27 protein-coding genes and 1 pseudogene are annotated in these 25109 nt (G+C 62.3%); 18 read left to right on the plus strand and 10 right to left on the minus strand.

The features are described 5' to 3' along the window. Positions 1–5 precede the first annotated feature (5 nt). A complete protein-coding gene (locus tag ACP97_RS03340) occupies positions 6–851 on the minus strand; it encodes a hypothetical protein (RefSeq protein WP_049996428.1) in 846 nt (281 codons plus the stop codon). Between the two features lie 536 nt (positions 852–1387). On the opposite strand from ACP97_RS03340, the gene ACP97_RS03345 reads away from it, so the two are divergent. Next, on the plus strand, positions 1388–1636 hold the full coding sequence (locus ACP97_RS03345; RefSeq protein ID WP_049996429.1) for a DUF4177 domain-containing protein: 249 nt from the start codon (positions 1388–1390) through the stop codon (positions 1634–1636). A 384-nt stretch (positions 1637–2020) separates the two neighbouring features. On the opposite strand, the gene ACP97_RS03350 is transcribed toward ACP97_RS03345, so the two are convergent. Both ACP97_RS03350 and ACP97_RS20300 read right to left on the minus strand, forming a co-directional pair. After that, a complete protein-coding gene (locus ACP97_RS03350; protein ID WP_049996430.1) occupies positions 2021–2203 on the minus strand; it encodes a hypothetical protein in 183 nt (60 codons plus the stop codon). A 971-nt stretch (positions 2204–3174) separates the two neighbouring features. Further along, positions 3175–3651: a hypothetical protein gene (locus ACP97_RS20300; RefSeq protein ID WP_202593546.1), complete on the minus strand. Its 477-nt coding sequence runs from the start codon at positions 3649–3651 to the stop codon at positions 3175–3177. 193 nt (positions 3652–3844) lie between these two features. On the opposite strand from ACP97_RS20300, the gene ACP97_RS03360 reads away from it, so the two are divergent. After that, positions 3845–4477, plus strand: coding sequence for a winged helix-turn-helix transcriptional regulator (locus tag ACP97_RS03360; RefSeq protein ID WP_049996432.1), 633 nt, complete (start codon positions 3845–3847; stop codon positions 4475–4477). A gap of 1401 nt (positions 4478–5878) precedes the next feature. Here ACP97_RS03360 and ACP97_RS03365 read toward each other — a convergent pair. Further along, positions 5879–7003 (minus strand): annotated as a pseudogene (locus ACP97_RS03365) (Eco57I restriction-modification methylase domain-containing protein); the annotation flags it as partial. A gap of 98 nt (positions 7004–7101) precedes the next feature. Between ACP97_RS03365 and ACP97_RS20305 the strand changes: the two are divergent. Both ACP97_RS20305 and ACP97_RS03370 read left to right on the plus strand, forming a co-directional pair. Next, entirely contained in the window at positions 7102–7278 is a 177-nt protein-coding gene (locus ACP97_RS20305) for a hypothetical protein (protein WP_202593547.1), read from the plus strand. 43 nt (positions 7279–7321) lie between these two features. Further along, the gene (locus tag ACP97_RS03370) at positions 7322–8314 is read left to right on the plus strand and encodes an aldo/keto reductase (RefSeq protein WP_049996434.1); all 993 of its coding nucleotides are present in this window, start codon (positions 7322–7324) and stop codon (positions 8312–8314) included. Between the two features lies 1 nt (position 8315). Here the strand turns inward: ACP97_RS03370 and ACP97_RS03375 are convergent, their stop codons facing one another. Next, a complete protein-coding gene (locus tag ACP97_RS03375; RefSeq protein WP_049996435.1) occupies positions 8316–8642 on the minus strand; it encodes a hypothetical protein in 327 nt (108 codons plus the stop codon). 100 nt (positions 8643–8742) lie between these two features. Here ACP97_RS03375 and ACP97_RS03380 point away from each other — a divergent pair, with 100 nt between their 5' ends. Continuing rightward, a complete protein-coding gene (locus ACP97_RS03380; protein ID WP_049996436.1) occupies positions 8743–9165 on the plus strand; it encodes a hypothetical protein in 423 nt (140 codons plus the stop codon). Positions 9166–9204: 39 nt separating this feature from the next. After that, positions 9205–9462 (plus strand): hypothetical protein, encoded by a 258-nt coding sequence (locus ACP97_RS03385; RefSeq protein ID WP_049996437.1) that lies wholly within the window; start codon positions 9205–9207, stop codon positions 9460–9462. A gap of 231 nt (positions 9463–9693) precedes the next feature. Here the strand turns inward: ACP97_RS03385 and ACP97_RS03390 are convergent, their stop codons facing one another. Further along, the gene (locus tag ACP97_RS03390) at positions 9694–10614 is read right to left on the minus strand and encodes a DMT family transporter (RefSeq protein ID WP_049996438.1); all 921 of its coding nucleotides are present in this window, start codon (positions 10612–10614) and stop codon (positions 9694–9696) included. Positions 10615–10703: 89 nt separating this feature from the next. Here ACP97_RS03390 and ACP97_RS03395 point away from each other — a divergent pair, with 89 nt between their 5' ends. Both ACP97_RS03395 and ACP97_RS03400 read left to right on the plus strand, forming a co-directional pair. Further along, the gene (locus ACP97_RS03395; RefSeq protein WP_049996439.1) at positions 10704–11372 is read left to right on the plus strand and encodes a ribonuclease H family protein; all 669 of its coding nucleotides are present in this window, start codon (positions 10704–10706) and stop codon (positions 11370–11372) included. Positions 11373–11637: 265 nt separating this feature from the next. Next, on the plus strand, positions 11638–12552 hold the full coding sequence (locus tag ACP97_RS03400; RefSeq protein WP_049996440.1) for a biotin--[acetyl-CoA-carboxylase] ligase: 915 nt from the start codon (positions 11638–11640) through the stop codon (positions 12550–12552). An 11-nt stretch (positions 12553–12563) separates the two neighbouring features. Here ACP97_RS03400 and ACP97_RS03405 read toward each other — a convergent pair whose 3' ends face one another. The 3 genes from ACP97_RS03405 to ACP97_RS03415 all read right to left on the minus strand — a co-directional run bounded on the left by ACP97_RS03405 (position 12564) and on the right by ACP97_RS03415 (position 15576). Next, the gene (locus ACP97_RS03405; RefSeq protein ID WP_049996441.1) at positions 12564–13004 is read right to left on the minus strand and encodes a universal stress protein; all 441 of its coding nucleotides are present in this window, start codon (positions 13002–13004) and stop codon (positions 12564–12566) included. 24 nt (positions 13005–13028) lie between these two features. Beyond that, complete coding sequence (locus ACP97_RS03410) at positions 13029–14063, minus strand: amidohydrolase family protein (RefSeq protein WP_049996442.1); 1035 nt, start codon at positions 14061–14063, stop codon at positions 13029–13031. 286 nt (positions 14064–14349) lie between these two features. Further along, positions 14350–15576, minus strand: a complete 1227-nt coding sequence (locus ACP97_RS03415) for an HD domain-containing protein (protein ID WP_049996443.1) — start codon at positions 15574–15576, stop codon at positions 14350–14352. Between the two features lie 332 nt (positions 15577–15908). Here ACP97_RS03415 and cofD point away from each other — a divergent pair, with 332 nt between their 5' ends. The 6 genes from cofD to asd are packed head-to-tail and all read left to right on the plus strand — an operon-like array spanning position 15909 to position 20405. Next, positions 15909–16907: a 2-phospho-L-lactate transferase gene (cofD, locus tag ACP97_RS03420; RefSeq protein WP_049996444.1), complete on the plus strand. Its 999-nt coding sequence runs from the start codon at positions 15909–15911 to the stop codon at positions 16905–16907. Continuing rightward, positions 16907–17671, plus strand: coding sequence for a tRNA-dihydrouridine synthase (locus ACP97_RS03425; RefSeq protein WP_049996445.1), 765 nt, complete (start codon positions 16907–16909; stop codon positions 17669–17671). Before cofD ends, ACP97_RS03425 begins: the two co-directional genes overlap by 1 nt. Next, positions 17668–18501: a triphosphoribosyl-dephospho-CoA synthase gene (locus ACP97_RS03430; RefSeq protein WP_049996446.1), complete on the plus strand. Its 834-nt coding sequence runs from the start codon at positions 17668–17670 to the stop codon at positions 18499–18501. Before ACP97_RS03425 ends, ACP97_RS03430 begins: the two co-directional genes overlap by 4 nt. Beyond that, entirely contained in the window at positions 18498–19088 is a 591-nt protein-coding gene (locus ACP97_RS03435) for a DUF447 domain-containing protein (RefSeq protein WP_049996447.1), read from the plus strand. The genes ACP97_RS03430 and ACP97_RS03435 overlap by 4 nt, the downstream gene beginning before the upstream one ends. Before the next feature lie 43 nt (positions 19089–19131). Further along, positions 19132–19320, plus strand: a complete 189-nt coding sequence (locus tag ACP97_RS03440; protein ID WP_049996448.1) for a 30S ribosomal protein S17e — start codon at positions 19132–19134, stop codon at positions 19318–19320. 53 nt (positions 19321–19373) lie between these two features. Then, complete coding sequence (gene asd, locus ACP97_RS03445) at positions 19374–20405, plus strand: aspartate-semialdehyde dehydrogenase (protein WP_049996449.1); 1032 nt, start codon at positions 19374–19376, stop codon at positions 20403–20405. Between the two features lies 1 nt (position 20406). Here the strand turns inward: asd and ACP97_RS03450 are convergent, their stop codons facing one another. After that, positions 20407–21387, minus strand: a complete 981-nt coding sequence (locus ACP97_RS03450; RefSeq protein WP_049996450.1) for a D-2-hydroxyacid dehydrogenase — start codon at positions 21385–21387, stop codon at positions 20407–20409. Positions 21388–21488: 101 nt separating this feature from the next. Between ACP97_RS03450 and ACP97_RS03455 the strand changes: the two genes are divergently transcribed. The 4 genes from ACP97_RS03455 to hisD all read left to right on the plus strand — a co-directional run bounded on the left by ACP97_RS03455 (position 21489) and on the right by hisD (position 25077). Beyond that, a complete protein-coding gene (locus ACP97_RS03455) occupies positions 21489–22835 on the plus strand; it encodes an NAD(P)/FAD-dependent oxidoreductase (protein ID WP_049996451.1) in 1347 nt (448 codons plus the stop codon). 79 nt (positions 22836–22914) lie between these two features. Next, complete coding sequence (locus tag ACP97_RS20985; protein ID WP_272913431.1) at positions 22915–23037, plus strand: hypothetical protein; 123 nt, start codon at positions 22915–22917, stop codon at positions 23035–23037. Positions 23038–23542: 505 nt separating this feature from the next. Then, the gene (locus ACP97_RS03460; protein ID WP_049996452.1) at positions 23543–23755 is read left to right on the plus strand and encodes a hypothetical protein; all 213 of its coding nucleotides are present in this window, start codon (positions 23543–23545) and stop codon (positions 23753–23755) included. A gap of 41 nt (positions 23756–23796) precedes the next feature. After that, complete coding sequence (gene hisD, locus ACP97_RS03465; RefSeq protein WP_049996453.1) at positions 23797–25077, plus strand: histidinol dehydrogenase; 1281 nt, start codon at positions 23797–23799, stop codon at positions 25075–25077. The last annotated feature ends 32 nt before the right edge of the window (positions 25078–25109 follow it).

A 25109-nucleotide genomic window follows, 5' to 3' on the forward strand; every position in this document is an offset into this window, starting at 1 on the left:
TCGATCTACTCAGACTCTCGCTGTTCGTCTCGAAGCTTGATGGTATCAGAATCTTTGTCGAAATCGACTATGCCACAATCCGACAGTATATCCATTTCGATGCGGATCATGGCTGGTTTTTTATTTGAAAGTCTCGATAATTGGTCAACAGAAAGATTTCCAAAGCGCTCTATGCGGTTCAGATATTGCTTTCTCTGATATGAATCAAGAATGGCAGGTAGTTGACGACGAATGCTTGTGGCAACACCTTCGATATCGCTAATATCGTCGCTCATTGAGGAGATTTCTTCTGTGATTTTTTCCTCGTACGATTCTTCTACCCACTCATACGAGTCCTTGCCTCTCCCCCAAATCGACTCCTCAATGTCTATACTCTCATTGAAATTATGGTTTATGTCAAATATATCCGCACAGTTTGCCTCGAAATTGAGCACCCATCCGTCATCTGGAAGAACTTCTTCAAGTCTATTAATTCCCGACATAGGAACATCATCTTCCGTCGTGATTATGAATCGGTGTTTTTCTCCGGGTGGTATCAGTGGAATATTCCATGTTCGCTTCTTGTCTTCGTTACTGAGCATCCATTCGGCGCTCACATTGTGGGCAGCACCGTTGCCAGTGTTTTGGATAGCGAAAAAGTATTCGGCGAAATTGGGGTGCTCAATAGTCGGCTTCAAGTATGGCTTAGACATTGAGCTTGTCTGCGCCTTCATCGCATCAATCTGATTACTGGTAGCTTCACTTTGACGATGGGTATAATAGGTATATACGACAGTTGCAATCAGGAGTCCAAGTGCAAAGATCGCTTGCGCTGCTGAAGCAAGGAGTTGCAGTTGATCGTTTGTCACCATACTATTAGGATTTAATCAGCACAAAAAATATCTGGTGGTTCAACCCTCTTGTAGTGGCATCTGGCCTACGACCGATGTGTGAGCGAGGGGTACTTCGCATATCTCGCTCGTAATCAGAGCAGAAATCCCGGACCACTCAGTCATTAGACCTCCTACTGATTCACCCCTATCGTCTCAATCACCCTTCACTATTCCAATCCCACTGAATATTACTGCTACTTATATCCATTACCAACACTCATACTACCCGCTCACAAAGAAATCCCCCCCCCCCCTACCTCTCGTATCAAAATCGAGAGCAGTCCACACCAGTCAAAGAACTATAACAAGTGTAATGGCATCGAACCCAACTATACTTGCCTCGGAGAGCCGTAACATCCCCACGAAGGTTGCTGTTCGGGAATAGTCTGTCATGGTTCGTCATGTCTTTTATATACTCATGTCATTCTCCTCAATAGAAGCTACGAGTTCATGGGAGGTCTCTTTCATGTTAGTACTGGCTATGTTTATTACAAACAGTCACGTAGTACTATGATATGGGACTACTCAGTAGCGACAACAACGAAGACGAGGATAAACCTGCATTCGACCCGCTCGCTGGAGAACATGAGCAGCGCTATGAATATGCAAGCGTTGCATGGCAGACCGGTGTTCGGAAGTCGAAACAGTCGCCCGATAAGGTGCTAAATGAGTATGCCGCAAACGGCTGGCAACTCGTCGAGCGTATCACGAACAATGGCCACACGCAGCGGCTCATCTTCGAGCGGCCTGTCGAGCAGTCCTAATCAGTCTCTTCTTCCATTTATGAAACTTGGGCCACGGCTTCTCACCGCTCATGTTCCTCTTTTTCGCGGCTTTATACTGTGATTTTTACGAACTGAATTGTGGCAACGCTCGATGTATCAGATTCAGATAAAGAAGAATCCCCGATGAAACTGTTTTGGCAATCGCTATATGAGAGTCGAATTTGGCAATAAATTATGGACCGTTATATTTGCTATCGCTCAGTAAAAACGTGGCTCTCCTATATTCTTCAATTATTCCTCGAAGTCCTGTGTGCCTTCTCACGACGTTTCGAGGGTGATAGGTGGTAGACTACACAATTCCAATCAAGAGCGCTCTACGGCTAATCTCAGGCCGTATACGAGGTTGTGAGACGTGTTCTGTTCTTAGTCGTCGGCCGCTTCCGGCTGATCCTCGGATTCGTCCATTTCGAGTATATCGAAGTCCTCGCATCCACAGTCCGGGCATTCGGTTACTCCCATCAAGAATTGATCCTCATCGCCATCCACCTTCGCTGTCGTGACGCTCTCACACTCGACACATCTGGCTGCTTCTTTTTCGTATGCCATCGGTGCTTTCCCCACCACCCAGATACCAGTATTCGATAGTAGCTTTTGCGATTCTTCGTTTCAAGAACGATTTTTCTGGTATATTGGATTCTTGTATAATTTTTCAGATTGGAATTTCGAGGGAGGATCTAAAAATCGGGAATGCTGAGTATAATATTGACTCACGGACTCTGGCCCATCTGCCCGTATATGAGCGCCCTTTGCTTCACTGCTCGCCGAAGAGGGGGAGGGGGAGGGGGAAAGACGACGTGGGACTTGTCGAGTAAGCCTATCTGATTGACGCGAGTCCATCGTTCGCCACTATCCTCTGGCCCAATCACATCAATCATCAATCGTAATCCAAATCCCAAACACCGCTTACAAGCAATCTCTCTTTACAATTCACCACTTTAACCTCAATTCATTTCTACTTCTTTTCTCCTATACAATTCTCCTCTTCTTTGGGTGTAACAACCAGCCATCAACAGCATATCATTACCAGCACTACCAATTACAGCACCATCAACTACTACCAATAACAGCACTACCAGCTACAGGTATGGATCTACCTTCTCATCGTAGCAACTCTGTAGTACGCACTCAGCCAGATTCAGGATGTCATCGAACGATTGGCCTATGTAGTCTGAGTGTCTCTGTTCTCCCTCACAGCTACAGTGAAAGATGGCTTCATCGTGGTTGTGCTGTTCAATCGCTCTCACTAAGGCACACGCTCGATTACCAGCAGAGCATCGCCCTTCGCCGAAGCCAAACCAATTAGTTTCGAGTTGGGCGGTGACTGTCCCATCGCCGTAGATGAACCGGATGTCTGTAGTTTCTTCGCACCCACTACCCCGAACAGCATCATGAATAAGGTAGTAGATATTCGAGACCGTACCCATCGCGTTCGATTCTGACTGTTGTAGTTCTGACCGTGTACTCATTTGGTTAGCGTCCTTACGTTTCGAATGGTAATAACTCACTATGTCTCTCAATTACAGCGGTGTCTCGTCTGTCTCCCCCCTTCGCTCACACTCAGTCGAACAGAACTCATCGGGAGTGAGCTTACTACACGCCGGACAGGGTGAGAGATCCACGACTCCTACATCGTCCTCAGAGACGTGTTTGGGGTCTTCCGGGAGTCTGAATCGGTCGTCAATGTTGTGTCCGCCGTCAGTAGCCACCTGTGCCTTCGAGAGAGCAGAGGCAGAGGATAGGATGATGGGTCTATTCTCGACGGCGACTTGATGTTTGCAGTGAGCGCCTCGACGGGTAGCGTGCGGGCATGAGCATCCAGTTGCTTCGCTGTTCTCGACACGGACAGAGTAGACGTGGCCGGGTTCGTTGTAGTTCTTGTTCTCGACATTGACGTATCCGTTTGCACAGATAGTCATACCGTAGTTCTCTCCCTCCCATCGGGCGCGCTGTTCATCGACCGTAACGGTTTCATCCACCGGGGTGTTGTGGGTCATTTGCTGTCTTTCCGGGCAGCACTGGTTTGGGGTGTTATCGCACCCCGAACCGTTCCTTTCGAGAACAGTCCTTTCCCAGTGCCTACTTCACACTCAGAGGGCCGTCAGCATAAGTCTTCCTACTATCGCAAGGGTTTCACCGCAAGGTTACTGTCGTAATGGTTTTAAAGAAGCATGACATAGAGAGCTTGCTATGACGGAATTAGCAACCAACAAGACGGATAGGCGGATCGCCGAAGAGCTACAGAAAGGACGAAACCTCCCCTCAAATCTCGCTAAGGATTTGGGACTCACCCGACAGTACGTGCAAGATCGGATGAAGCGACTTCGAGAGCATGGCGTCGTCACGAATATCGGGAATGGACTGTACGAATTGAACGATGAATGGAGAGCATACTTCGCGTCTCTCGAAGAGCCGCCGGCAGACTTTCCTATTGGGGGAGTTGTTGATGAGAGGCTGGCTATCCACGATACTACCCACGACCACGGTGCTAACGCATTCCTGATTGTCGGAACTCCCGAACAGACATACGGCGAGTGGTGTAAGGCTCATGGTACGGAACCCGGCGGAAAGTGGACTTTTGAGACAGAGAACATTCCGGGCGATAAGACTGAGATTCCGGTCGTAGAAGTAACTCAAAACAAGCTAATAGGCGAAGAGGGTGAAGGGATGCTAACAGTCTATGGTCTCTTCCGTCAACTTGTCGATGATGGGATGAGTGTTGAAGAAGCCGCTGGGGACGCCATGAGAGACGGGGGGATTATCGGTGTTCCGGCAAGTGACATAGAGCTATACAAGGAACCACCTTCCGAGAACAATGATTAGACTCCTCTCCGCGCTCTTCGTGAGGTTCGTTCTGGGTATCGGCACAGAGAGCTACCTTCGAGCGGGCGAGTCCGACGACTGAGCTTCTGACATATTTCTCTGAGAACGTAGGGTAGTGAGTACCGACAGCCTACGCCCTCCCCGGTCAATCGGTGGTTGATGGCTGTAACCGGGGAGTTAATCATTGGATCATAGACAAGAAATAGCTTGTGGCTGGATGCTGAGTGTTTGGGTATTCGTTCGCTCTGAAAACGTGGGGAATGAGTTCCAATTAGCTGTCGGTCCCACGTTCTCCCCCGGTCTGTGATACCATGCTCTGGGTAGCAACCGGGGATTCAGTGTAAAATCCCGAAATACGAAGTCCTTGTGGCCGATCAACGCACAGCTAAGACAGAGAGTAGTGCCTTAGAAAACGTGGAGTAGTGAACGCTATCACCACGTTCCCCGGTAGTTGAAGCGGGTGTACCGGGATTTAACCCACAGATACCGTGTCAAAAAGAGTTCTGGCCGTGTCATTGAAGGTTTAGATTTAGCGACAGAGCTACCTTCGAGCGGGAGTGGCCAACGACTGAGTTTCGGATGTAGTTTTCTGAAAACGTGGGGGACGTGAATGGACATGGGTAGTCCCACGTTCTCCCGGCCGAACGATGTCAGTAGCGAGACCGGGACTCAACCAATGATGTCGAAGTACCAAAAGATTATGGCCGAGTCCGATGACTGAGTTTTGAGCATAGTTCTCTGAAAACGTGGGCGGGACAAGCGAACAGGCAACGCTTTACCCACGTTCCCCCGGTTGGACTGGGTAGCAGTAGTACCGGGGGGACTCAATTGAGGGCGGCGAAGTGCGAAAAGGTTGTGGCCGATTGACCGTTGCTGATTCTGGTATTGGTTTCAGCCTCTAAATCGAAAACGTGGGGAACTGACAGACATGACGCTCAACCCCCACGCTTCCCCGGTCACGGTGGTTGGTGATTGTAACCGGGATTTTATAGTGGGGGTCGAAGTACGAAAATGTTGTGGCCGGAGTATTGAGTGTTTTTCAGATTGCAATTCATCAACATTAGTAGTAGGTTTTATTGCGAGTGAAATATACATTCATAATAGACCACGAAAGCGAGTTTGTTGGCGGTGCTGGTAGGCAATGGGTCGGGTAGCGTCCGATTGTTTGATCCAACCACCAACGAAACCTTCAGTTCTGACGGACTCGCCGTGAAAGTCATAGTAAATTACCATTCGATGTGGTGGTATTCAAATCATGAAATCGAGGGCGATTCGCTCTCTGAGATTACACCCATAGAATAGAAAACGATAGGTACGTGGAGATTGACAAAGGAATACGGGCGAATTAGCTAATTTGGACCGTCGGATTTTGTGTATAAGGTTGCTTTAACCGTCTGATCACAACCCGCCATTGTACGCCGGAATCCCCAGATCGTCGTTGCCCGAATCCACGAGCGCGAAGAGGTCCTCGAGTTGTCCCCACAGCCGGGTCGAGTGGGAGGAAAACTCCCGCTCGAAGTCCGCCTCGTCGGCGCGCTCGCCCACCTCGTCGATGACCTCACGCCGGAGCGCGTCGAGGCTGAAGTTCTCCTCGTACTCCGTCGCCGCCTGCGGGTCGTCGGGATCGATGAGACCCCGGGATTCGGCATAGAGCACGAACATCAGCCGATAGAGCAACACCAGCGAGTGTTCCTTCAGATCGCCGAGGCGCTCCTCCTCGGCGGGGTCGATTTCCAAACTATTCGTCTCGACGAACCCCTCGCCGAGCACCCGAAGGGCAGTAAAGACGTTGTCCTGAAGGTCCTCGCCCAACTCCTGAGCGGCAGTCTCGCTTTCGGACCACACCCTATCGAGAAACGTCGTCCCGCCAGATTCACGAAAGGCGGCGGGCCGGAAGAACACGTAGAAATATTTGAACACCTCGACACTTCCGGATTCGAGCAGTTCGGGCAGATCGACCTCGTAGTAGGTTTCGGTCTCGTAGTCCTTCGTGCCGTAGAGCCGCCACTTTCGCCCGTTGGTCAAAATTCCCCACGAGACGGATTCGGGCGTGTGTTCGAGGTAGTATTTGATCTGGTGGGAAGCGTCCCGATAGGAGCGCTGTTCGCCGAAGCGCGCGGTGAAGTCGGCGTCCCACTGCTTGGCTTCGAGCACCGACAGCGATTGCCCATAGATTCCGGCGTACTCGCCGTCGGCTTTCATCGCGGCGGCCCCGCGGCGGTCGTCGGCCGAGTCGTACAGCGCCCGGTCGATGGAGCCGCGCGCGTCGAGGATCGGCGTCTCCGGCAGCGATTCGTACCCCAGAATCGAGAGCACTTCGTCGATCCAGTGGCGACGGAGCGGGTCCTCGTCGTAGCTTTCGAGGGTTCCCCGTTCGGCGTCGTAGAGGTCCTGAAGCGCCTCGAAGGCGCGTTCGGCTTCTTTATGGCAGTCCCATTCGTCCAGCCCGAAGACGCGCTCGTCGAGGTAGTAGCCCGAGAAGAGATTCGAGTTGCGATATTGTCCGGAAAGCGTCGCCTGACTCATCGTCCATTCGTCCAGCACCGTCACCCATGAAACCACGGGTCCGCCGCCACGCGCCGCGATCGGCGTGCACTTATGTCGCCCCACGACGAACGCCGGGTATGCCCGTACCCGGTTACGACCCGGAGGACCTCGACGAGCAACTCGAAGCGACCGTCAGCGAAGAGGAACTCCGCGCGCGCATGACCGACGAGGAGTTCCGCCAGTACGAAAACGGCGAGCACCTCCTCGACCTGCTCGACGAGGAGGACATCGACGAACTGCTGTCCGAGGAATAGCCCGCATCCGAACGGTTTTGTCGCCGACCGTCCATCCACTGACGTGGAATACAGAACTCTTGGCGCGACAGGACTGACGGTCTCTGAACTTTGTTTCGGCACGTGGCGCTTCGGCAAGCGCACCGGCGACGTGCTCGAAACCGACGAGGAGGAGGCCCACGAACTCCTCGACCGCGTGGCCGACCACGGCATCAACTTCATCGACACCGCGAACGTCTACGGCGATCCTTCGGGCACCGCCGAGGAGTACATCGGCAACTGGCTCGACGACCGCGACCGCGACGACTACGTCCTCGCCTCGAAAGTCTACTTCGACTACGGCGACGGCCCGAACGAGAGCGGACTCGGCCGCAAACACATCCGCAATCAGATCGAGGGCACGCTCGACAGACTTGGAACTGAGTACCTCGACCTCTACTACATCCACCGCTTCGACGAGGACACACCCATCCGCGAGACCCTCAGAACCCTGAACGACCTCGTGCGCAAGGGGAAGGTCAACTACCTCGGAGCCTCGACGATGGCCGGCTGGCAGCTCACGAAGGCACTTTGGCAGTCAGATGTCGAGAACCTCGAACGGTTCGACGTCACCCAGCCACTCTTCCACGCCGCCTACTACGAGGACGTCGAGGAGTATCTCGACGTCTGTGCCGATCAGAATCTTGCCGTGTGTCCGTACTCGCCGCTGGCTGGTGGCTTTCTCACAGGAAAATACGAACGCGCTGGCGAGGACGTCCACGACGTCGAGTCACCGGATGGTTCCAGAGGAACGTTCGACGAGTTCTTCGACGACTACTACGTCTCCGAACGCGGCTGGGACGTGCTCGATACCGTCCGCGCGGTCGCCGACGAACTCGATGCCAGCCCCGCACAGGTCGCGCTGCGCTGGCTCATCGAACGCGAACAGTTCACCTGCGTCCCCATCGTCGGCGCGCGCACGACCGACCAACTCGACGAGAACGTCGGCGCGGTCGAGATCTCCCTCTCGGACGACCAGCGCGAGCGCATCGACGCCGCCCGCGAGGGCGAGCAGTAGTTCAGTCTTCGGTCGCGTTCGGTGCCTGCCCGGTTTCGAGACCCTCTTGCTCTGGAACGGTCTTCGTCTCCTCGAACGGCGTCCCCGTCTCGTCGGGCGGCGCTTGTCCGGTTTCGAGCGCCTCGCCGTCCGTCGCTCCTGAACCATCGGTGCTCGCTTCGCCGTCGGTGTCTGCACTGTCGCCACCGCCGGTACCGTCGCTACCGCTGTCGGTACCGCTTTCACCGTCCGTTCCGCTTCCGCCGTCGGTGCCCGAACAGCCCGCGAGAAGGGCGAATCCGGTCGTGCTCATTGCGCCGACGCCCGCGAGGTAGTCCCGTCGATGCATGCTGTGTGCCCGGACAGATGGCGCGAACAAAAGCGTTCGGAACCTCGCGAACACCCCCATCGTCCGCACCGTTTAGTGGCTCCGCCGCCAATCGCCGCGGATGCCGGTCGGCGACTACCGCGCCGTTCGTTCACTCGCCGTCCACGCCGAGGACGTGGTGACGGCCCTCGAAACGACCCGACGGGGCGACTCCGGGACCGTACTCCGTGTGACACCGCCGTTCAGCGGGCGGATGCGCGCCCGCATCCACGTCGAGCACGCCGACGAATACGACACGAGCCCCGAACCGATCCACATCGCCCCCTCTCGACTCGTCAAAGACGTCCCCGCGTATCCGACGCCCGATGCGACCGAAGAGCGGCTTCGAGACTCCGACATCGAATACACCGTCGAGCGCCACCACGAGCGGCACACGGCCGCGGTGTCGGACTGGCGCGAGCGCGTCGCCGACGCAATCGTCGAGTCGGTCGTGCTGGACGGCGAGTTCGGCCCCCATCGCGTCGCCGTTGCGGTGCTCGGATAGTCGGCACGTTTTATCGGCCACGCCGACTCACCTCACGATATGAGTGACGAACCGTCGATACTCAGCCACGAAGAGCGCGCGGTCGCCGCCGCCCTCGCCGCGGGCACCGACCCGGTGACCATCGCCGACGAGCGCGACAGCTCCATCGAGGAGATCGAGGCGTCCGTCGAGCGCATCCGTGAGAAGACCGAGCGCGCGTTCGCCACGCTCGCCGAGAGTCCCTTCACGGGAGATCTCACCACCGACCTCGACCCCGACCGTCGTGACACGCTCCGTACCGCGCTCGACGATTCCTGACGATAGGGTTTGATTTTCGGTCGATTGAACGGCGCGATCGAACCCGTTCCAACTGTCGCTTTGACCACAGCGATTCCTGACGCAAACGAGAGACCGCCCCGCTCACATACCTCCCCAACCGATTCGCTCGTTCGTTTCACTCACTCGCTCATCCCTCGCACGAGTCACGTGCCTTCGGCACGCTCCCGCGCGCCACCGCCCTCCGCCATCCGTGGGATTTCGAATTCGTGTTCATTCGCCGGAGAGGGCGGCGCGAACCCTCGGGAGTTCGGCGGCGATGGCGCGGCGCTTCAGGAGGACGAACCCCGTGAAGATGATCACGAACCCGACGACAGTGAGGGCGTCGACGACCTCGCCCAACAGCAGCGCGCCCGAGAGTGCGGCGAACACGGGCGCGACGTAGGAGACGAGGTTGATTTCGACCGGCCCCAACCTGTCGAGCAGATCGAAGTAGATGAGAAAGCCGATCGCACTCGACGCGACCGAGAGGTACAAGAGCGCCGCGAGTCCGGAGAGAGTGATTTCGGCATCGGCGAGCGATTCGGGCGAGAGCGCAGTCGCGGCGTGCAACACGACGGCTCCGAGGACCATCGACCACGCCTCCATCGTCGGCGCGGGCAGGGCCGCCGAGATGCGCTCGGAGGCGACGCTGCCGAGCGCGAACGAGACCGCCGCCGCAAAGACGAACAGTTTCGGGACGAGGTCGCCGCCGAGCAGGTTCTCGGGGGTTGGGCGCGTGAGAACGGCGACGCCAACCAGTCCGAGGAGGATGCCGACGACGCCGACCGCCGAGAGACGCTCGCTCGGGAGGAACGCGCGGGCGAGCGCCGGCGTCAGCACGGGCGAGAGGCTGACGATGACCGCCGCGGTAGCGCTGGTGGTGTTCTGCTCGCCGATGAACAACAGTGCGTGATAGCCCGCGATGATGAACACGCCACCGACGGCGACCAGCAGCCACTCGTTCGTGCCCTGGGGTCGCCAGCGGTCGGTCGCATAGATCGCATACCCGAGCATGAGGAGCGCCGCGAGGTCGAAGCGCACGGCCGCGAAGAGGATGGGCGGAAAAAAGCTCAGGCCGGCCTTGATGGCCATGAACGCGGTGCCCCAGACGAACGCGAGCGCGAGAAACGCCAGCAGATTCCAATAGCGCATGCCGTGGCTCGGTTCGGGGGTCGCCTGAACGTTTCGCTCCCGGCGCGCGCCGGCGTATATTTTAAGTTACGCCAGCGCCAACGAATGGCATGGCCGCATACGGTCGGCCGGCGCTGCGTGACCTCTTCGACGACTCGCCCACCCCGCACATCGCCCACCCGCCGCGGACCCACCATCGGGGGTTCTACGTCGCTACTGATGGTTCCTTTCGCGCCGCGGGCGGCGGTCTCGGAGTCGTCATCGAGACCCGCGACGGCGAGCGCGTCGCCCGCCGTGCCCTGCCCGACCACGCGCCCGACAACAACGTCGCCGAGTACCGCGCGCTCCATCTCGGACTCGACGTGCTCGCCGCCAGAGCACCGCGCGACGCCCACGTCGGCGTGCTCGTCGACCACGACGCGCTCGCGGCGAACGCCAACCGAACACTGCTTGCCAGCGACGAGGGTTGGCGACCCGATGCCCCGCTCACGATACCCGAGCGCTCGCGCCACCACTGGCGTGGGATCCGCGCCCGCCTGCACGGGTTCGCCGACTGTCGGGTGGCACGCATCGACAGCGCCGAAAACCCCGCTCATCCGCTGGCGAACGCCCCCGACCGATACGGGCACGTCAACGACGAATCGGCACACTGTGTGCTCCCCACACCCCCCATCGCCGACGAACAGATTCCGCCGCCCTCGCGCGCCGACCGCCACGTTTTTACTTCGGGGAATCGCGCGCCGGAGGCGCGCTCAACCCCTCGCAAAAACCTGGACTAAAAACTCCCGCTCACTCGGCTTCGCCTCGTTCACGGTGAACCGCGCTCGTTTCACTCGCGCGGATGCTACCGCTCTTCGCCAACTACCCAGCACCACACCGCAACCGCACAGCACAGCAGAAGCCCTCACTCGCTCACTCCGTTCGCTCGCTCGCCCTTCATCCACCGAGGGACCGCCGCACACCGCCACCGCACCGCGACCGCGGGCCGCCAAGCGGCCAGCGCCATCGCACAGCCATTTATCCCTCGACGGCCGTAGCCGCTTCATGGACGACACGCGCCGTGCGGTACTCGATGCCGTCGCCGACGGGCCGGTCTCCGGACCCGCGCTCGCGGCCCGACTCGGCGTCTCGCGCGCGGCGGTCTGGAAACACGTCGAGGCACTTCGTGAATCAGGATTCGCCATCGAAAGCGATGGCGATGGCTACCGACTGGTCGAAACTCCCGACTACGGCGGCCCGGCGATCGAGTTCGGTCTCGACGCACCCTTCGACGTCGAGTACCACGACAGCCTGCCGAGCACGAACGCCCGTGCGCGCGACCTCGCCGCCGAGGGCGAAACGGATGTCGTGGTCCTCGCGGACGAACAGACCGGCGGCCGCGGCCGACTCGACCGCACGTGGCGCTCGCCGCCCGGCGGCATCTGGCTGAGCATCCTCTGCCGACCGGACCTCCCGCCGGCCCACGCCCCCGTCCTGACGCTCGCGGCGGCGGTCGCGGTCGCCGAGACCGCCCGCGAGCACGGCGTCGATGCGGGTATCAAGTGGCCCAACGACGTGCTCGTCGGGGGTGAAAAGCTCGCGGGCATCCTCACCGAGATGGAGGGCGAGGCCGATCGCGTCGCGTGGGTCGTCGTCGGCATCGGCATCAACGTCGACCCGAAGGGACTGCCCGACGGCGCGACCGGCCTGTGCGCCCACACCGAGGAAATCGACCGCCGAACGTTCGTCCAGCACCTGCTCGAACGGTTCGACGATCTTCGAACTGATCCCGAAAAAGCGCTCGCGGCGTGGCGCGAGCACGCGCTCACACTGGGTCGACGGGTCCGCGTCGAGACAGGTGGCGGGACGGTCGTCGGCACGGCGTGCGCGGTCGAGTTTCCGGGTACGCTGGTCGTCGAGACCGGCGACGGACCCGTTCGTGTCCACGCCGGCGACTGTGAACACCTGCGCCCCGTTTAGCCACTCTCGGTTCAGTCGTCGAGCGTTCGTCCGACGCGCACAGTGAGCACCGGAACCGGCGAGGTGCGGACGACGCGCTCGGCGACGCTTCCTAACAGAAGACGGTCGATGCCACCGCGGCCATGTGTGCCCATCACGACGAGGTCACAGTCGGCTTCCTCGGCGTAGTCGATGATCTCCTCGCTCGGCGTCCCTTCGATCAGCACGCGCTCGGTGAGGCGCTCGCCGACGCGCTCTGCGGCCCGGTCGAGCGCCGTCTCGCCCTGTTCGTTCATCATCGCGCTCAGTCCGCCAACGGCCCCGTCACCCGGCAATCCAGCATACCCCGCCGTGTTGATGACGTACAGCGCGTGGAGGTCGGCGTCGTGGGTTGCCGCGAGGCTGGCGGCATGATCGAGGACGGCATCGACCTCCGGCGAGCCGTCGGTCGGCACGAGAATGCGCTCGTACATACCTACGGTTCGGGCCAGATGATGTTAACTGTTGTCACTACCCGTCGACGGGAGTACCACCCGCTCGACATCGCTCACACCGGCTCGACGGACCACCGCCCGCACGGGGTCGCGCGCGCCAGCGAGGTTGTGCGAATCGCCGTCGAGTACGCACAGTCGTGCCGCGTTGCCCGTCTCGATAGCGACCTCGGTATCGAGGAGTGCCGCACCGTTGATCGTCGCCATCCGTAAGACCTCGTGGGCCGACAACCCTGTGAGTTTCGCGGTGAATTCCATCTCGCGGAACATCGAGGCGCTGTTGAGCATCGCGTTGTCGGTCCCGAGCGCCACCGTGGTGTGGGCGGCGAGATCCGCGATCGGTGGGAGACCGACGCCGGTCACGAGATTCGACCGGGGACAGACGACGACCGGCCAGCCCTCCGATTCGAGCCGGTCGAGGTGAGGGGGTTCGACGTAAACCATGTGAACCAGAAAGTCGGGGTCGAGCGCGAACGCCGCGTCGATGTCCGCCGCGTCGCGCTCGCCGGCGTGGATACCAAATAATTTTGCTGCCTCGCGGGTCGCCTCGCGTTCGCGCTCGAAATCGGCGTCGCGCGCGCCGCTCGCGCCGAATCCCTGGCTGACCTCCATCGCTTCGATCGATTCGCGGCCGAGCACCGTCGCCTCGACAGGCACGCCGGCCAGCGCATCCTCGATGGCGCGCACGCCCTCGACGCCGCCCTCGCGGAACTCGCAGAACGCGCCCGTGCCGCCCGCGCGCATGAACTCGATTGTGCGCTCCATCGCGGCGACGAGTTCCTCGTGGCTCGCCGCCCTGAGCAGCCGGTGTTTCAGGCCATCGGGAGGTGCGACGAGTTCGTCGAGGCTCAGCCCGCCGCCGGCCTCCTTGGCGATCGAGTCGCCGATGTGGGTGTGGGCGTTGACGAACGCCGGCAGGACGATTCGCTCCGCATCGGTCGCACTCTCCTCGATGGCCTGGATTTCGCCGTCCTCGACGACGACTCGGCCCTCGATCGGTTCGAACTCGTGGCCCCTGAGTATCGTCCCTTCGATTTCCATGCCCGCGCTCGGTTGGCGGTCGCCTTGAATCGTACTGTCATCACCTCCCCATCATCGAGGCTGTCGGCACGCGCTCGCGCTCGTGTGCGAGCGACAGCGAGCACCGAGCGCTGACCGGCGTGCGAGGGATGAGCGAACGAGCGAAGCGAGTGAGCGAATCGGCTGGGGAGGGTGTGGCTTGCGGTCTCTCACTGGAGTCAGGAGTCGCCGTAGTCAAGACAGCCGATGCCCCCTCAGTCCACGACTTTTGAGCAGCTATCTCGAATCTCTCCCCCTCTCAGGAGAATTATTCCTCTTGAAATTCGTCGAGCGTCGCATTGACGCCGGGCCGGACGTCCGAGACGAGCGCGCCGTCGATATCGAGGCCGAGCACCGAGACGGCCGCCGTACCGACCCGTTCGGCGGCGTCGGCCGGCGCGTAAACCCCAAAACGCCACTGGTCGCGCTGAGTAGTTTTGAGCGCCTCGACGAGCGTCGATTGCCGCCCGAGGGGTCGAATCTCGCCGCTCACGATGACCCGCGAGGAGGATTCGGTCATGCGCGGGCGCGCCGGCACGTCGAGGATCACGCTCTCGGCAGCGACCGAGGCTCGGTCGGCGATTTCGCGCTCGTACTCACGGATGGCTTGGTGGTCGGCATCCACGAGTTCGTCCGGCGTGTCGCGGAGTTCGGCCCAGATCGCCCGTTTGTAGAGGTCACGCCGGCCGAGCCGTTCGGCGTCCCTCGCCGTGCGCTCGTCGTTCCGCAGCGTCACCAGCAGGTCGTGGTCGTCCATCCGGCGGAGTTCTGTTCCACTCAGGTCGCCGTCGAGCAGGCGCTCGGTCGCCCGGCGGAGCATCGCCTTGCCGATGCGCGCGACGGGGTGATTGTAGACGACGGGGTTCATCAGCGAGCGCGCGAGCAGCAGCGCTTCAGCCGTCTGGACGTTCCCCTCAGCGAGGACGAGTTCACCGTCGAGAAAGCGGAGTTCGCGCACTAGTCGTCCGTGGTCGATGGTCCCATATGGGACGCCCGTGTGGAGGGCGTCGCGCACCAGGTAGTCCATTCGATCGACGTCGAGTTCACCCGAGACCAGCTGACCGAGACGGCCCTCGCCGGCGACGAGGCCCGCGATGCGTGCGGGGTCGAGATCGTGGGTTTCGAGCACACCGGCGACTTCACCACTCGAAAGGAGTTCATCCACATCGTCGTGGTAGTCGCCGGTGTTGCGGTGAATGAGATCTTCGAGGTTGTGGCTGTACGGACCGTGCCCGACGTCGTGGAGGATCGCAGCCGCGCGGACGCGCTCAGCCTGTACCCCCTCGATGCCGAGTTGCGAGAGCGCGCGGTCGGCGAGGTGATAGACCCCCAGACTGTGCTCGAACCGGGTGTGGTTGGCCGAGGGATAGACCAGATCGACGGTGCCGAGCTGGCGGACGTGGCGCAGGCGCTGGACGGGTGCGGTGTCGAGGAGGGCCTGCGCGACGCCGGCGATCTCGATGTGGTCGTGGACGCTGTCCTTGATCGTCTTCATTGGTTCTGTGTTCAACGTGTTCGGTGAAAAACTTCGGCCCTGGTCGTGTTTGGTGGTTCCCACGGCATGGATTTTCCGCTGTCATCGATTCGATGTCTACACTACGATTTCTGCCGACAGTGAGTGGCCGCAACCGCCCCACACAGCCCACATACCTCCCCAATCGACCGCGCTCCTCGCTCACTTCGTTCACTGCGGTGCTCATCCCTCGCGTCAATGTTTGCGCTCGCGTGCGAGCGCAAGCGCGCCAACAGCCGCTGATTTGTTTTCCAACTGATTCCCTCGGCTGCGGTGAGCACAAGCGTTTACTCCGCCCGTCCTGGAGTCGGCGTATGGTGACGTTTCTCTCCGGGGGCACCGGCACGCCGAAACTGCTGGCCGGGGCCAGGGAGGTCTTCGATTCGGCTGCTCTCACGGTGGTCGGAAACACCGGCGACGACGTCGAACTCGGCGGACTGCTGATCTGTCCGGATCTCGACACCGTCCTGTTCGAGCGCGGCGGCGTCATCGACCGCGAGCGCTGGTGGGGCATCGACGGCGATAGTACCTCTACCCACGATGAACTCCGCGAACTTTCCGAGCGGGCGGGCTTCGAGACCGGCCCTCGGTATCTCGCCGATGAGCGCCAGAAAACAGGAATGGGCCTCGCGCGTTGGCGACGCTTTTCGGGTGTCGGCGAGTTCATGACTATTGGCGACCGCGATAGAGCCGTCCACCTCCTGCGGACGAGCCTCCTCTCTGAGGGGCACACGCTCACCGCAACCACGAACCGGCTCGCCGACGCCTTCTCGCTCGATGTCTCGCTGCTGCCGATGAGCGACGATCCGGTAGCGACGATGATTCACACGCCCGACGGGGTGATGCACTTCCAGGAGTTCTGGGTCGCCCACGGTGGCGAGCCAGCAGTCGAGGACGTCGAGTTCCGGGGTGCAAAGCGCGCCGACCCGACCCCCGAGGTGCTCAACGCGCTTTCGGACCCAGTAATAATCGGTCCATCGAACCCCGTGACGAGCATTGGCCCGCTACTCGCGCTCGATGGCGTGCCCGCAGCGCTCGCCGAGACTACCGTGGTCGCCGTCTCGCCGTTCGTCGGCGACGACCTCTTTTCGGGACCGGCGGCGAAGCTCATGGAGGCGACGGACACCGAAGCGAGCACCGCGGGGATGGCCGCATCGTACCCCTTCGCCGACGCGTTCGTCGTCGACGAGCGCGATCCCACCGAACTGGGTCGCCCGACGGTCACGACCGATATCGGCATCGACACTACCGAGGATTCGGTCCGAGTGATGCGGGCGGTCGCCGATGCGCTCGCCCTCGCGGAGGCGACCTGATGTTCGACTCCCGACTCGCGCTGGCGAGTTTGAGCGGCGAGTCCGACGCCCAGTGGGCACGGAACGCCGAAACACACGCCGGCGCGGCGTTTCTCGGCGGCATCGCCATCGACGAGCCATCGAGGCGGGCCGCCCGACGACTGGTCGAGCGCGACCGCGAGGAGTTCCTCCCCGACGAACCCCTCGCGTTCATCGAGTGCGAACTCGACGCACTCGACGACGCCCCCATTCGGCCCGGATTCAACGTCCGTAGCGCATCGCGCGCCCCCATCAGAGAGATCGCCGAGCTCTGTCGCGAGCACGACGCCATCATCGAACTCAACGCCCACTGCCGACAGGACGAACTGTGCGCCGTCGGCTGTGGCGAGACCCTTCTTCGGGATGCTCACCGCCTCTGCGAGCAGGTCGAGACCGCCGCCGACACGGGTGCAACCGTGAGTGTGAAGGTCAGAGCGGAGGTGCCCGGCGTCTCGCTACCTGACACCGCGCGCTGGGTCGAGGAAGCTGGCGCGGACCTCATCCACGTCGATGCAATGGACTCCGAGTCCGTGATTCGTGACGTCGCGGACGCGACTGACCTGTTCGTCATCGCCAACAACGGCGTGCGCGACGGCGACACCGCCCGGAAGTATCTCGAATACGGTGCGGACGCGGTGAGCGTCGGTCGTCCGAGCGATCGGCCCGCGATCCTCCGGCGCGTGCGCGAAGCGGTCGACGACTGGTTCGAGGCGGAGACGGAACCGGCTGCGGGGGCGGGCGGATGAGAACCCCCGCAGAGAACGCTCAGATGGCACTCTTGCTCGAAGTGACGGCCACACCGAAACCCGGCAACGTCGATCGCGCGCGCGAGTATCCCGACCTCCGCTTCGAACACTTCATGGCCGGTGCAATCGGCGCGAGCGAGGGCCTCCGGATGGCCGCTGCGGGCGATCCCATCGGAGAATCCTTCGAGCGCGCGGTCGACGGAATGGCCGACCAGCGCGGCGGCAACACGCAGTTCGGCGCGCTGCTCCTCCTCGTCCCGCTCGTCCGGGCGAGCGCGACTGGCGAACTGACGTCCGAGCACGCGGCCGAAGTCGTCGAGGAGACGACCGTCGCCGACGCCGCCGGCTTCTATCGCGCCTTCGAGCACGTCGACGTCGGCATCGGCGACCCGCCGGATGGGATGGAAGCGCTCGACGTGCGCCGCGGCGCGGACGCGATTCCGGAACTCGAAGCGCGCGAGTTGACCCTCGAAGACGTCCTCGCCGCGAGCGTCGAACACGATAGCGTCGCCCGCGAGTGGGTCTCGCGCTTTTCGCGGAGTTTCGAAATGGCCGAGCGCATCGCGAGCGGCGATGGGTCGGTGCCGGATCGCGCCGCACGGGCCTTCCTCGAAGCGCTCGCGAGCGAACCGGACACCTTCGTCGCAAAGCGCCACGACGAGGCGACCGCCCGCGAAGTGACCGAGGCCGCACGGGCGGCGCTGCGTGGCGACGCCGACCCCACAGCACTCGCCGAGGAACTCGTCGCCGCCGAGGTGAATCCAGGGACGACCGCCGACCTCGTCGCTGCCGGACTGTTCATCGCGCTCGAAGACGGACTCGCCGTATGACCGACTCGCAGGGAGCGGAGTGGCCGGTCGCACTTCGCGGCGTGACCGAGTCCGTGGTGGCGACACTCGGCCCGAACGAAAAGTGGAACTTCGCGGCACTCGGCCTCCACGCCGGCGAGCCGGTCACGGCGCGGACGTGGGGACGCACGCGTACGCGGCGGAACTTCCACGAGGAGGGGGAGGGTGTCGTCCAGTTCCTGTGCGACCCGCTGGTGTTCGTCGAGAGCGCGCTCTCGATTCACGAGCGCTCCTCGCCCGTGCATCCGTCCGCGGACGCGTGGGCACGGATTTCGGTCGAACACGTCGAAGAGGGTGAGTCGGGCGGCACGGAATGGAGGGAGTGGGAACTTACACCGGTCGAGATGGGTATCGAGAATCGGATCGTGCCGACCACCAACCGGGGCTACGGCGCGGTCGTCGAGGCCACCGTCGCGGCCTCACGGCTCGATGTCGAAGCCTACGACACGGACGAACTCCGCGAGCGACTCGACTACTTCGCCGAGGTGGTCGAGACCTGTGGCGGCGAGCGCGAACGCGAGGCGATGGCTCGTATCGGTGAGCATACCGTGTGGGGCGGGGAGGACTGAGCCGAGAGCGGGTCGTTTATACGCCGGGCGAAGAAGAGTCGGTATGGCGATCAAACCGGCCTACATCAAGAAGACGGGCAATCTCCTGCTCGAACAGTACCCGGAGGCGTTCTCGACGGACTTCGAGCACAACAAGGAGAGCGTCACCGCGCTGACGAACGTCGAGTCGAAGGGCGTTCGCAATCGCATCGCGGGCTACGTCGCGCGCAAGCAGCAGGGCGCGGTCGCCTAATAGAACCTGCGCCGACCAGAACAGTTTTCATCGGGTTTGTCCTACGCGGGGCAATGACACACGTTGGCGTCCTCGGCGCGACCGGCGCGGTCGGACAGCGGCTGATTCAACTGCTCGACCCCCATCCCGAATTCGAACTTACCTGCGTGACCGCGAGCGACGACAGCGCGGGGCGACCCTACCGCGAGGCAGCGAAGTGGCGCATCGAGACACCCATCCCCGACGAGGTGGCCGATCTCGAAGTCCGCGAGACCGACCCCGCGGCGATTCCCGACGACATCGATCTGCTCTTTTCGTCGCTGCCCTCGTCGGTCGGCGAGCGCGTCGAGTCCGACCTCTGTGAGGCCGGCTTCGTGGTGTCATCGAACTCCTCGAACGCGCGGATGGCCGACGACGTGCCGCTGACGATTCCCGAGATCAATCACGACCACCTCGACTTGCTCGAAGTCCAGCGCGACGAGCGGGGCTGGGATGGGGCCTTGGTGAAGAACCCGAACTGCTCGACCATCACCGCCGTCCCGACGCTCGCGGCGCTCGATTCTTTCGGGTTGGAGACCGCCCACGTCGCCACCCTGCAGGCGGTTTCAGGTGGTGGCTACTCCGGCGTGACCTCGATGGAGATCATCGACAACGTGCTGCCCCACATCGGCGGCGAGGAGGAGAAAATCGAGACCGAGTCCCAGAAGCTCCTCGGCGAGTTCGACGGCGCGGAACTCACCCACCACGACGCCGACGTCGCCGCCTCCTGCAATCGCGTTCCGACCCTCGACGGCCACCTCGAAAACGTCTGGACCGGAACCCGTGAGGCTATCACCGCCGAGGACGCCGCGGCGGCCATGCGCGACGCTCCCTCGCTCGACCTGCATAGTTCTCCCGAGCAGTTCATCGAGGTCTTCGACGAGCCGGACCGCCCACAGCCCCGCCTCGACCGGATGGTCGGCGACGGAATGGGCGTCGCGGCCGGCGGCATCCGCGAGACCTCGGATGGGGTGCAGTACAACTGCCTCGCGCACAACACCCTGCGCGGGGCGGCTGGCGCGAGCGTTCTGAACGGCGAACTGCTGGTCGAAGAGGGCTGGGTCTGAGCTACGCGACCTGGTTTTTCAGCCCCTCGTACTCGCCCGTCTCCTCCACCCGTCGCAGGTTCTCGGCGAGGATGTCCGCGAGACGCTCGTAGTATTTCGGGGAGTTGCCGGCGTTGTGCGGCGTGATCAGGACGTTCTCGAACCCCCAGAGCGGGTGGTCTTCGGGCAGCGGTTCGGGGTCGGTCACGTCGAGGGCCGCACCCCCGATCGCGTTCGACCGAATCGCCGAGATGAGCGCCTCCGTGTCGATGACGGGTCCGCGCGCGACGTTCACGACTATCGCATCCGGCGGCAGCGTGGTGAACTCCGATTCACCGATCATCCCTTCGGTCTCGTCGGTCAGCGGGACCGTGAGCACGAGGTGGTCGGTGCGGGCGAGCGTTTCGTGCAGGCGGTCGGGACCCACCACCTCCTCGGTCGGCCCACCCTTCTCGGGCGAGTGACGAATCCCGATGGTGTCGACGTCGAAACCTTGTAAGCGCTCGACGACGGCGCTACCGAGTGCGCCTAGTCCCGCGACCGTCACCGTCGAGCCGGCGAACTCGCCGACCGGATAGGCACGCCACTCGCGGTGTCGTTTGCGTCGCCAGCCCACGTGATGGCGACGGGTGAGCGCGAGCAGGTATCCCAGTACGTCCTCGGCGATGTTCGGGCCATGAACCCCCGAGGCGGTCGTCACGCTCACCCCATGACTTTCGATGGCGTCCATCGGAAGGTGGCCGTAGCCGGCGTATGAGGAGGCGAACAGCGCCAGATTTCCGGCGCGATCGAGGAGGTCCTCGTCGATGCTCGTGCCGGCGATGACCGGTGCGTTCGCGGCGAAATCGGCCTCTTCGTCGGGTGTGCGCGCCAGTCGGATGTCGTACTTCGGGAGGCGCTCGCGCAGCGCGGTCGCGTACTCGCTCGTCGGCATGCCGTGAACACCTTCTCTGCGCACCATCACGTCCGGGCCGTCGTTCGCCGCCGGTTCCGTTCGCGTCATGGCCGGCGTTCGACCCCGGGGCTATTAATATCGCTTGTCGGCGGCCCGCGACGGCGAGCGCCGAACGGGAGACCTTTATCCGCGGCGCTGGCTCGACTGGTATGGAGCGGATCGACGTGGCGGTCGTCGGCGGTGGCCCGGCGGGTACCTCGGCCGGGCGGGCGGCAGCACGACAGGGAGCCGACACGGTAGTGCTCGAAAAGGGCGTCCCGCGCGAGGACCGCGAGGGACTGGGCCCCGACTCGACGGACGCCGCCGGCATGCTCGATTACTGGGTCGACCTGATGGACCTCCCCGAGGCGATTCCCGAGGACGTGATCCTCCGAGAACTCGACGGGGCGACCTTCGCCGGTCCCACCGAGCGCATCACGATTCGGGAGACGGGGATGGGCAGTTCCTATCCCGATTTCGGCTTCACCTTCCACCGCGCGCGCTTCGACGACTGGCTCGGCGAGCGCTGCGTGGCCGCCGGCGCTGACTACCGCGTCGGCACGAGCGTTCGTGACGTCGACATCGACCGCCGCGGAACTCATACCCTCACCCTGCGCGATGGCCACGAAATCGAGACCGACTACCTGATTCTCGCCGACGGGCCACAGCGAACGATCACCCGTGGGGTGCTCGCCGAGTTCGTCGCGGAGCAGCGCCTCCATAACCTCGCCGCGAACCGCGCGAACCACATCGCCTATCAGGAGTATCGAGAGTTTCCGCCCGAACTGTTCGACGACGACCTCATCAAGTTCTGGTGGGGTTCGATGCCCGGCCACACGGCCTACCCGTGGGTGTTCCCGAACGAGAACTGCGTGGCCCGCGTGGGACTGACGATGCCCATCGGTCTCGACATCGACGAGGTGCGCAATCCGGAGCGCTATCGATTGCTCGAACCCGACGACACGACCGTGCCAGCGGGCAAGGAGTACGTCGAACGGCTGCTCGAAAGCGAGTATCCCGACTACGACCTCGACGACTTCCCGCTGGTCGAGAATCGCGGCAAGCGCGGCGGGACCGAGACCTATCCCATCTCCTCGACGCGACCGATCGACTCGCCCGTGGGCGCGAACGTCGCCATCGTCGGCGGCGCGATGGGCGCAACCTCCGCGTTCCACGAGGGCGGCGACCACGTGGCGGTGCGCACGGGGAAGATCGCGGGTTCGCTCGCCGGCGCGGGCGCACTCGACGCCTACAACCGCGAGTGGAAGCGCGCGGTCGGCGACGAAATCCTCCGCAACGTCTCGATGGCCGACGTCGTGGCCGACTTCGAACCACCCGACTGGGACGACGCCTTCCAATCGGTCGGACGCATGCTCAACGACGGTCGCTTCAGCCCGCTCCGAGTGCCGTTTTCGGGTCGTGCCGGTCTCTCGGTGCTCGCCCGCTACGGCCGCGCGAAGTTCGGCTACCGCAACGACAGATACGTGCAGATTCGGGAATCGGAGTACGCCGTCTGAGCCACGGACGGTTTATGGCTGTGCCACGTAGAAGAAGTGCGCGCCGTAGTCCTCGTCCGAGCACGTCCATACGGACGCGATGACGCGCGACGAACCCCGGCGTGCGACATTGGTTGCGCCACACGCGACCGACTGCGAGGCCGGCGCGAGCCGGCCGTGGATGGCCACCGACGGCCCGCCCGGCATAGGGTTTACCGGCTGAGACGGCACACCGCCTGCGATGAGGCCGGTGGTTAGTGTTCCGGGCGATACCTTCCCACCATTTTACTTCGGGGTATCGCTTCACTCGCTCCGCTCGTTCGCTCAACTCCGCCAAAAATCTGGACCGAAAACGTCCGCTCACTCGGCTTCGCCTCGTTCACGGTGTTCTCGTGAACGACCGCAAGGAGTGAACGAGAGCTAGAGAGACGCTTCGTGTCTCTCGTGAACCGCACTCGTTCCACTCGCGCGGATGCTGACGCTCTCCGCAACCGCATAGCACCGCCGAAGCCCTCGCATCCCTTCGGGATGCTCGCCCTTCATCCACTAGGAGAGCAAACTCTCCTGTGCCTGCGGTCGCAGAGCGACCACAGACACCAGGAACCGCACCGCAGCCGCTACCCCACTGCCTAGCTGGCGGCGAGCAAACGAAATCGAGCACAGCAGACGACAGTAGTGGACGTGCTCGATCTCGGATTTATATTCGAGACCGCCGTACCGCCGGCCGAATGAACAGGAGTGGCTTCGTGAAACTCTCGGTGCTCGCGTTCGGGCTGGTTCTGCTGAGCTTCCTGATACTCGGCTTCTCGCGGCTCGTGATTCCCTACCGCACCGCGCGCGTCCTCGCCGCGCCGACGACCCTGCTTGCGTTCGCGCTGGTCTGCTATCTCCTCGTGCGCGCGGTGCTCTCGAAACTCCACATCGTCGAAATCGAGGAGTGAGAGACCACAAACCGTTTTCGCGCCGACTCCGAACCACCCGTATGGACGTCAACACCGTTGCGGACCTCCCGCCCGACAGGCGACACGCGCTGTTCAAGCGCGACGCCGGCATCGACGCCATCGAGACGGACGTCGAGGACATCATCGAGCGCGTGCGCGAGGAGGGCGACGCCGCGCTGCGCGCCTACGCCGAGGAGTTCGACGACACTACCGTGGGGACCATCGACGTGACCGATGCCGCAGAGCGCGCCCACGAGGACATCGACGCAGACCTTCGAGAGGCCATCGAGACCGCCGCCGAAAACATCGAGGCCTTCCACGAGCGCCAACTGCCCGACGACTGGCGCGAGTCGTTCGACGGCCGCGAACTCGGGCGGCGCTACCGCCCGACCGAGCGCGTCGGTGCGTACGTCCCCGGTGGTGGCGCGGCCTACCCTTCAAGCGCGCTGATGACGGTCATCCCTGCGAAAGTCGCTGGCGTCGAGCAGGTGGCAGTCGCCACGCCGCCGGCCGACGACCTCAGCACGGCGACCCTCGCGGCGCTGCACGTCGCCGGCGCGGACGAAATTCATCAAGTGGGCGGCGCACAGGCCATCGCCGCGCTCGCCTACGGCACCGAAACCGTCTCCCGCGTGCAGAAGATCGTCGGGCCGGGCAATCGGTGGGTGACCGCGGCCAAGGCAGCAGTACGAAACGACTGTGCCATCGACTTTTTAGCTGGCCCGAGCGAGATATGTGTGCTCGCCGACGATTCAGCCAACCCCGAATTCGTCGCGGCGGACCTCCTCGCACAGGCCGAACACGACTCGGCGGCGTCGGTCGTCGCCATCACCGACGACGAAACCCTCGCCGACGACGTCGTCGCGGCCATCGACCGGCAGATCGACGACCGTGAGCGCGCGGACGTCATCCGCGAGGCGCTCGGCAACGACGCCAGCGGCGTCTTCGTGGCGCGCTCGATGCCCGAGGCAGTCCTCTTCTGTGAGGAATACGCCGCCGAACACCTCTCGATTCAGGCCGAGGATGACGAGGCGCTGCTCGACCGTATCAGTAGTGCGGGAAGCGTCTTTCTCGGCCCCCACAGCCCTGTGGCGGCGGGCGATTACGCCGCCGGACCGAACCACGTGCTGCCGACCGGCGGCGAGGCGCGCACCACGGGTGGATTATCGGTCGAGACGTTCCTGCGCTCGACGACCGTCCAGCGGCTCCCGGCGGACGCGCTCGATGCGCTCGGCGAGACGGTGACGACGCTCGCGGAGGCCGAGGGGCTGGAAGCCCACGCCGAGAGCGTCCGGGTTCGTGAGCGGACCAGTCGGGACTGAGAACTCGATGCGAGGAGCCGACTGGATTCGCC

It is taken from the genome of Halococcus sediminicola, from assembly GCF_000755245.1.
GTDB lineage: Archaea > Halobacteriota > Halobacteria > Halobacteriales > Halococcaceae > Halococcus > Halococcus sediminicola.

Coding starts and splice junctions, on each gene's coding strand:
- ACP97_RS03340 (WP_049996428.1), bottom strand. CDS start 851: ATGGTGACAAACGATCAACTGCAACTCCTTGCTTCAGCAGCGCAAGCG.
- ACP97_RS03345 (WP_049996429.1), top strand. CDS start 1,388: ATGGGACTACTCAGTAGCGACAACAACGAAGACGAGGATAAACCTGCA.
- ACP97_RS03350 (WP_049996430.1), bottom strand. CDS start 2,203: ATGGCATACGAAAAAGAAGCAGCCAGATGTGTCGAGTGTGAGAGCGTC.
- ACP97_RS20300 (WP_202593546.1), bottom strand. CDS start 3,651: ATGACCCACAACACCCCGGTGGATGAAACCGTTACGGTCGATGAACAG.
- ACP97_RS03360 (WP_049996432.1), top strand. CDS start 3,845: ATGACGGAATTAGCAACCAACAAGACGGATAGGCGGATCGCCGAAGAG.
- ACP97_RS20305 (WP_202593547.1), top strand. CDS start 7,102: ATGCCCGTACCCGGTTACGACCCGGAGGACCTCGACGAGCAACTCGAA.
- ACP97_RS03375 (WP_049996435.1), bottom strand. CDS start 8,642: ATGCATCGACGGGACTACCTCGCGGGCGTCGGCGCAATGAGCACGACC.
- ACP97_RS03380 (WP_049996436.1), top strand. CDS start 8,743: ATGCCGGTCGGCGACTACCGCGCCGTTCGTTCACTCGCCGTCCACGCC.
- ACP97_RS03385 (WP_049996437.1), top strand. CDS start 9,205: ATGAGTGACGAACCGTCGATACTCAGCCACGAAGAGCGCGCGGTCGCC.
- ACP97_RS03390 (WP_049996438.1), bottom strand. CDS start 10,614: ATGCGCTATTGGAATCTGCTGGCGTTTCTCGCGCTCGCGTTCGTCTGG.
- ACP97_RS03395 (WP_049996439.1), top strand. CDS start 10,704: ATGGCCGCATACGGTCGGCCGGCGCTGCGTGACCTCTTCGACGACTCG.
- ACP97_RS03400 (WP_049996440.1), top strand. CDS start 11,638: ATGGACGACACGCGCCGTGCGGTACTCGATGCCGTCGCCGACGGGCCG.
- ACP97_RS03405 (WP_049996441.1), bottom strand. CDS start 13,004: ATGTACGAGCGCATTCTCGTGCCGACCGACGGCTCGCCGGAGGTCGAT.
- ACP97_RS03410 (WP_049996442.1), bottom strand. CDS start 14,063: ATGGAAATCGAAGGGACGATACTCAGGGGCCACGAGTTCGAACCGATC.
- ACP97_RS03415 (WP_049996443.1), bottom strand. CDS start 15,576: ATGAAGACGATCAAGGACAGCGTCCACGACCACATCGAGATCGCCGGC.
- cofD (WP_049996444.1), top strand. CDS start 15,909: ATGGTGACGTTTCTCTCCGGGGGCACCGGCACGCCGAAACTGCTGGCC.
- ACP97_RS03425 (WP_049996445.1), top strand. CDS start 16,907: ATGTTCGACTCCCGACTCGCGCTGGCGAGTTTGAGCGGCGAGTCCGAC.
- ACP97_RS03430 (WP_049996446.1), top strand. CDS start 17,668: ATGAGAACCCCCGCAGAGAACGCTCAGATGGCACTCTTGCTCGAAGTG.
- ACP97_RS03435 (WP_049996447.1), top strand. CDS start 18,498: ATGACCGACTCGCAGGGAGCGGAGTGGCCGGTCGCACTTCGCGGCGTG.
- ACP97_RS03440 (WP_049996448.1), top strand. CDS start 19,132: ATGGCGATCAAACCGGCCTACATCAAGAAGACGGGCAATCTCCTGCTC.
- asd (WP_049996449.1), top strand. CDS start 19,374: ATGACACACGTTGGCGTCCTCGGCGCGACCGGCGCGGTCGGACAGCGG.
- ACP97_RS03450 (WP_049996450.1), bottom strand. CDS start 21,387: ATGACGCGAACGGAACCGGCGGCGAACGACGGCCCGGACGTGATGGTG.
- ACP97_RS03455 (WP_049996451.1), top strand. CDS start 21,489: ATGGAGCGGATCGACGTGGCGGTCGTCGGCGGTGGCCCGGCGGGTACC.
- ACP97_RS20985 (WP_272913431.1), top strand. CDS start 22,915: ATGACGCGCGACGAACCCCGGCGTGCGACATTGGTTGCGCCACACGCG.
- ACP97_RS03460 (WP_049996452.1), top strand. CDS start 23,543: ATGAACAGGAGTGGCTTCGTGAAACTCTCGGTGCTCGCGTTCGGGCTG.
- hisD (WP_049996453.1), top strand. CDS start 23,797: ATGGACGTCAACACCGTTGCGGACCTCCCGCCCGACAGGCGACACGCG.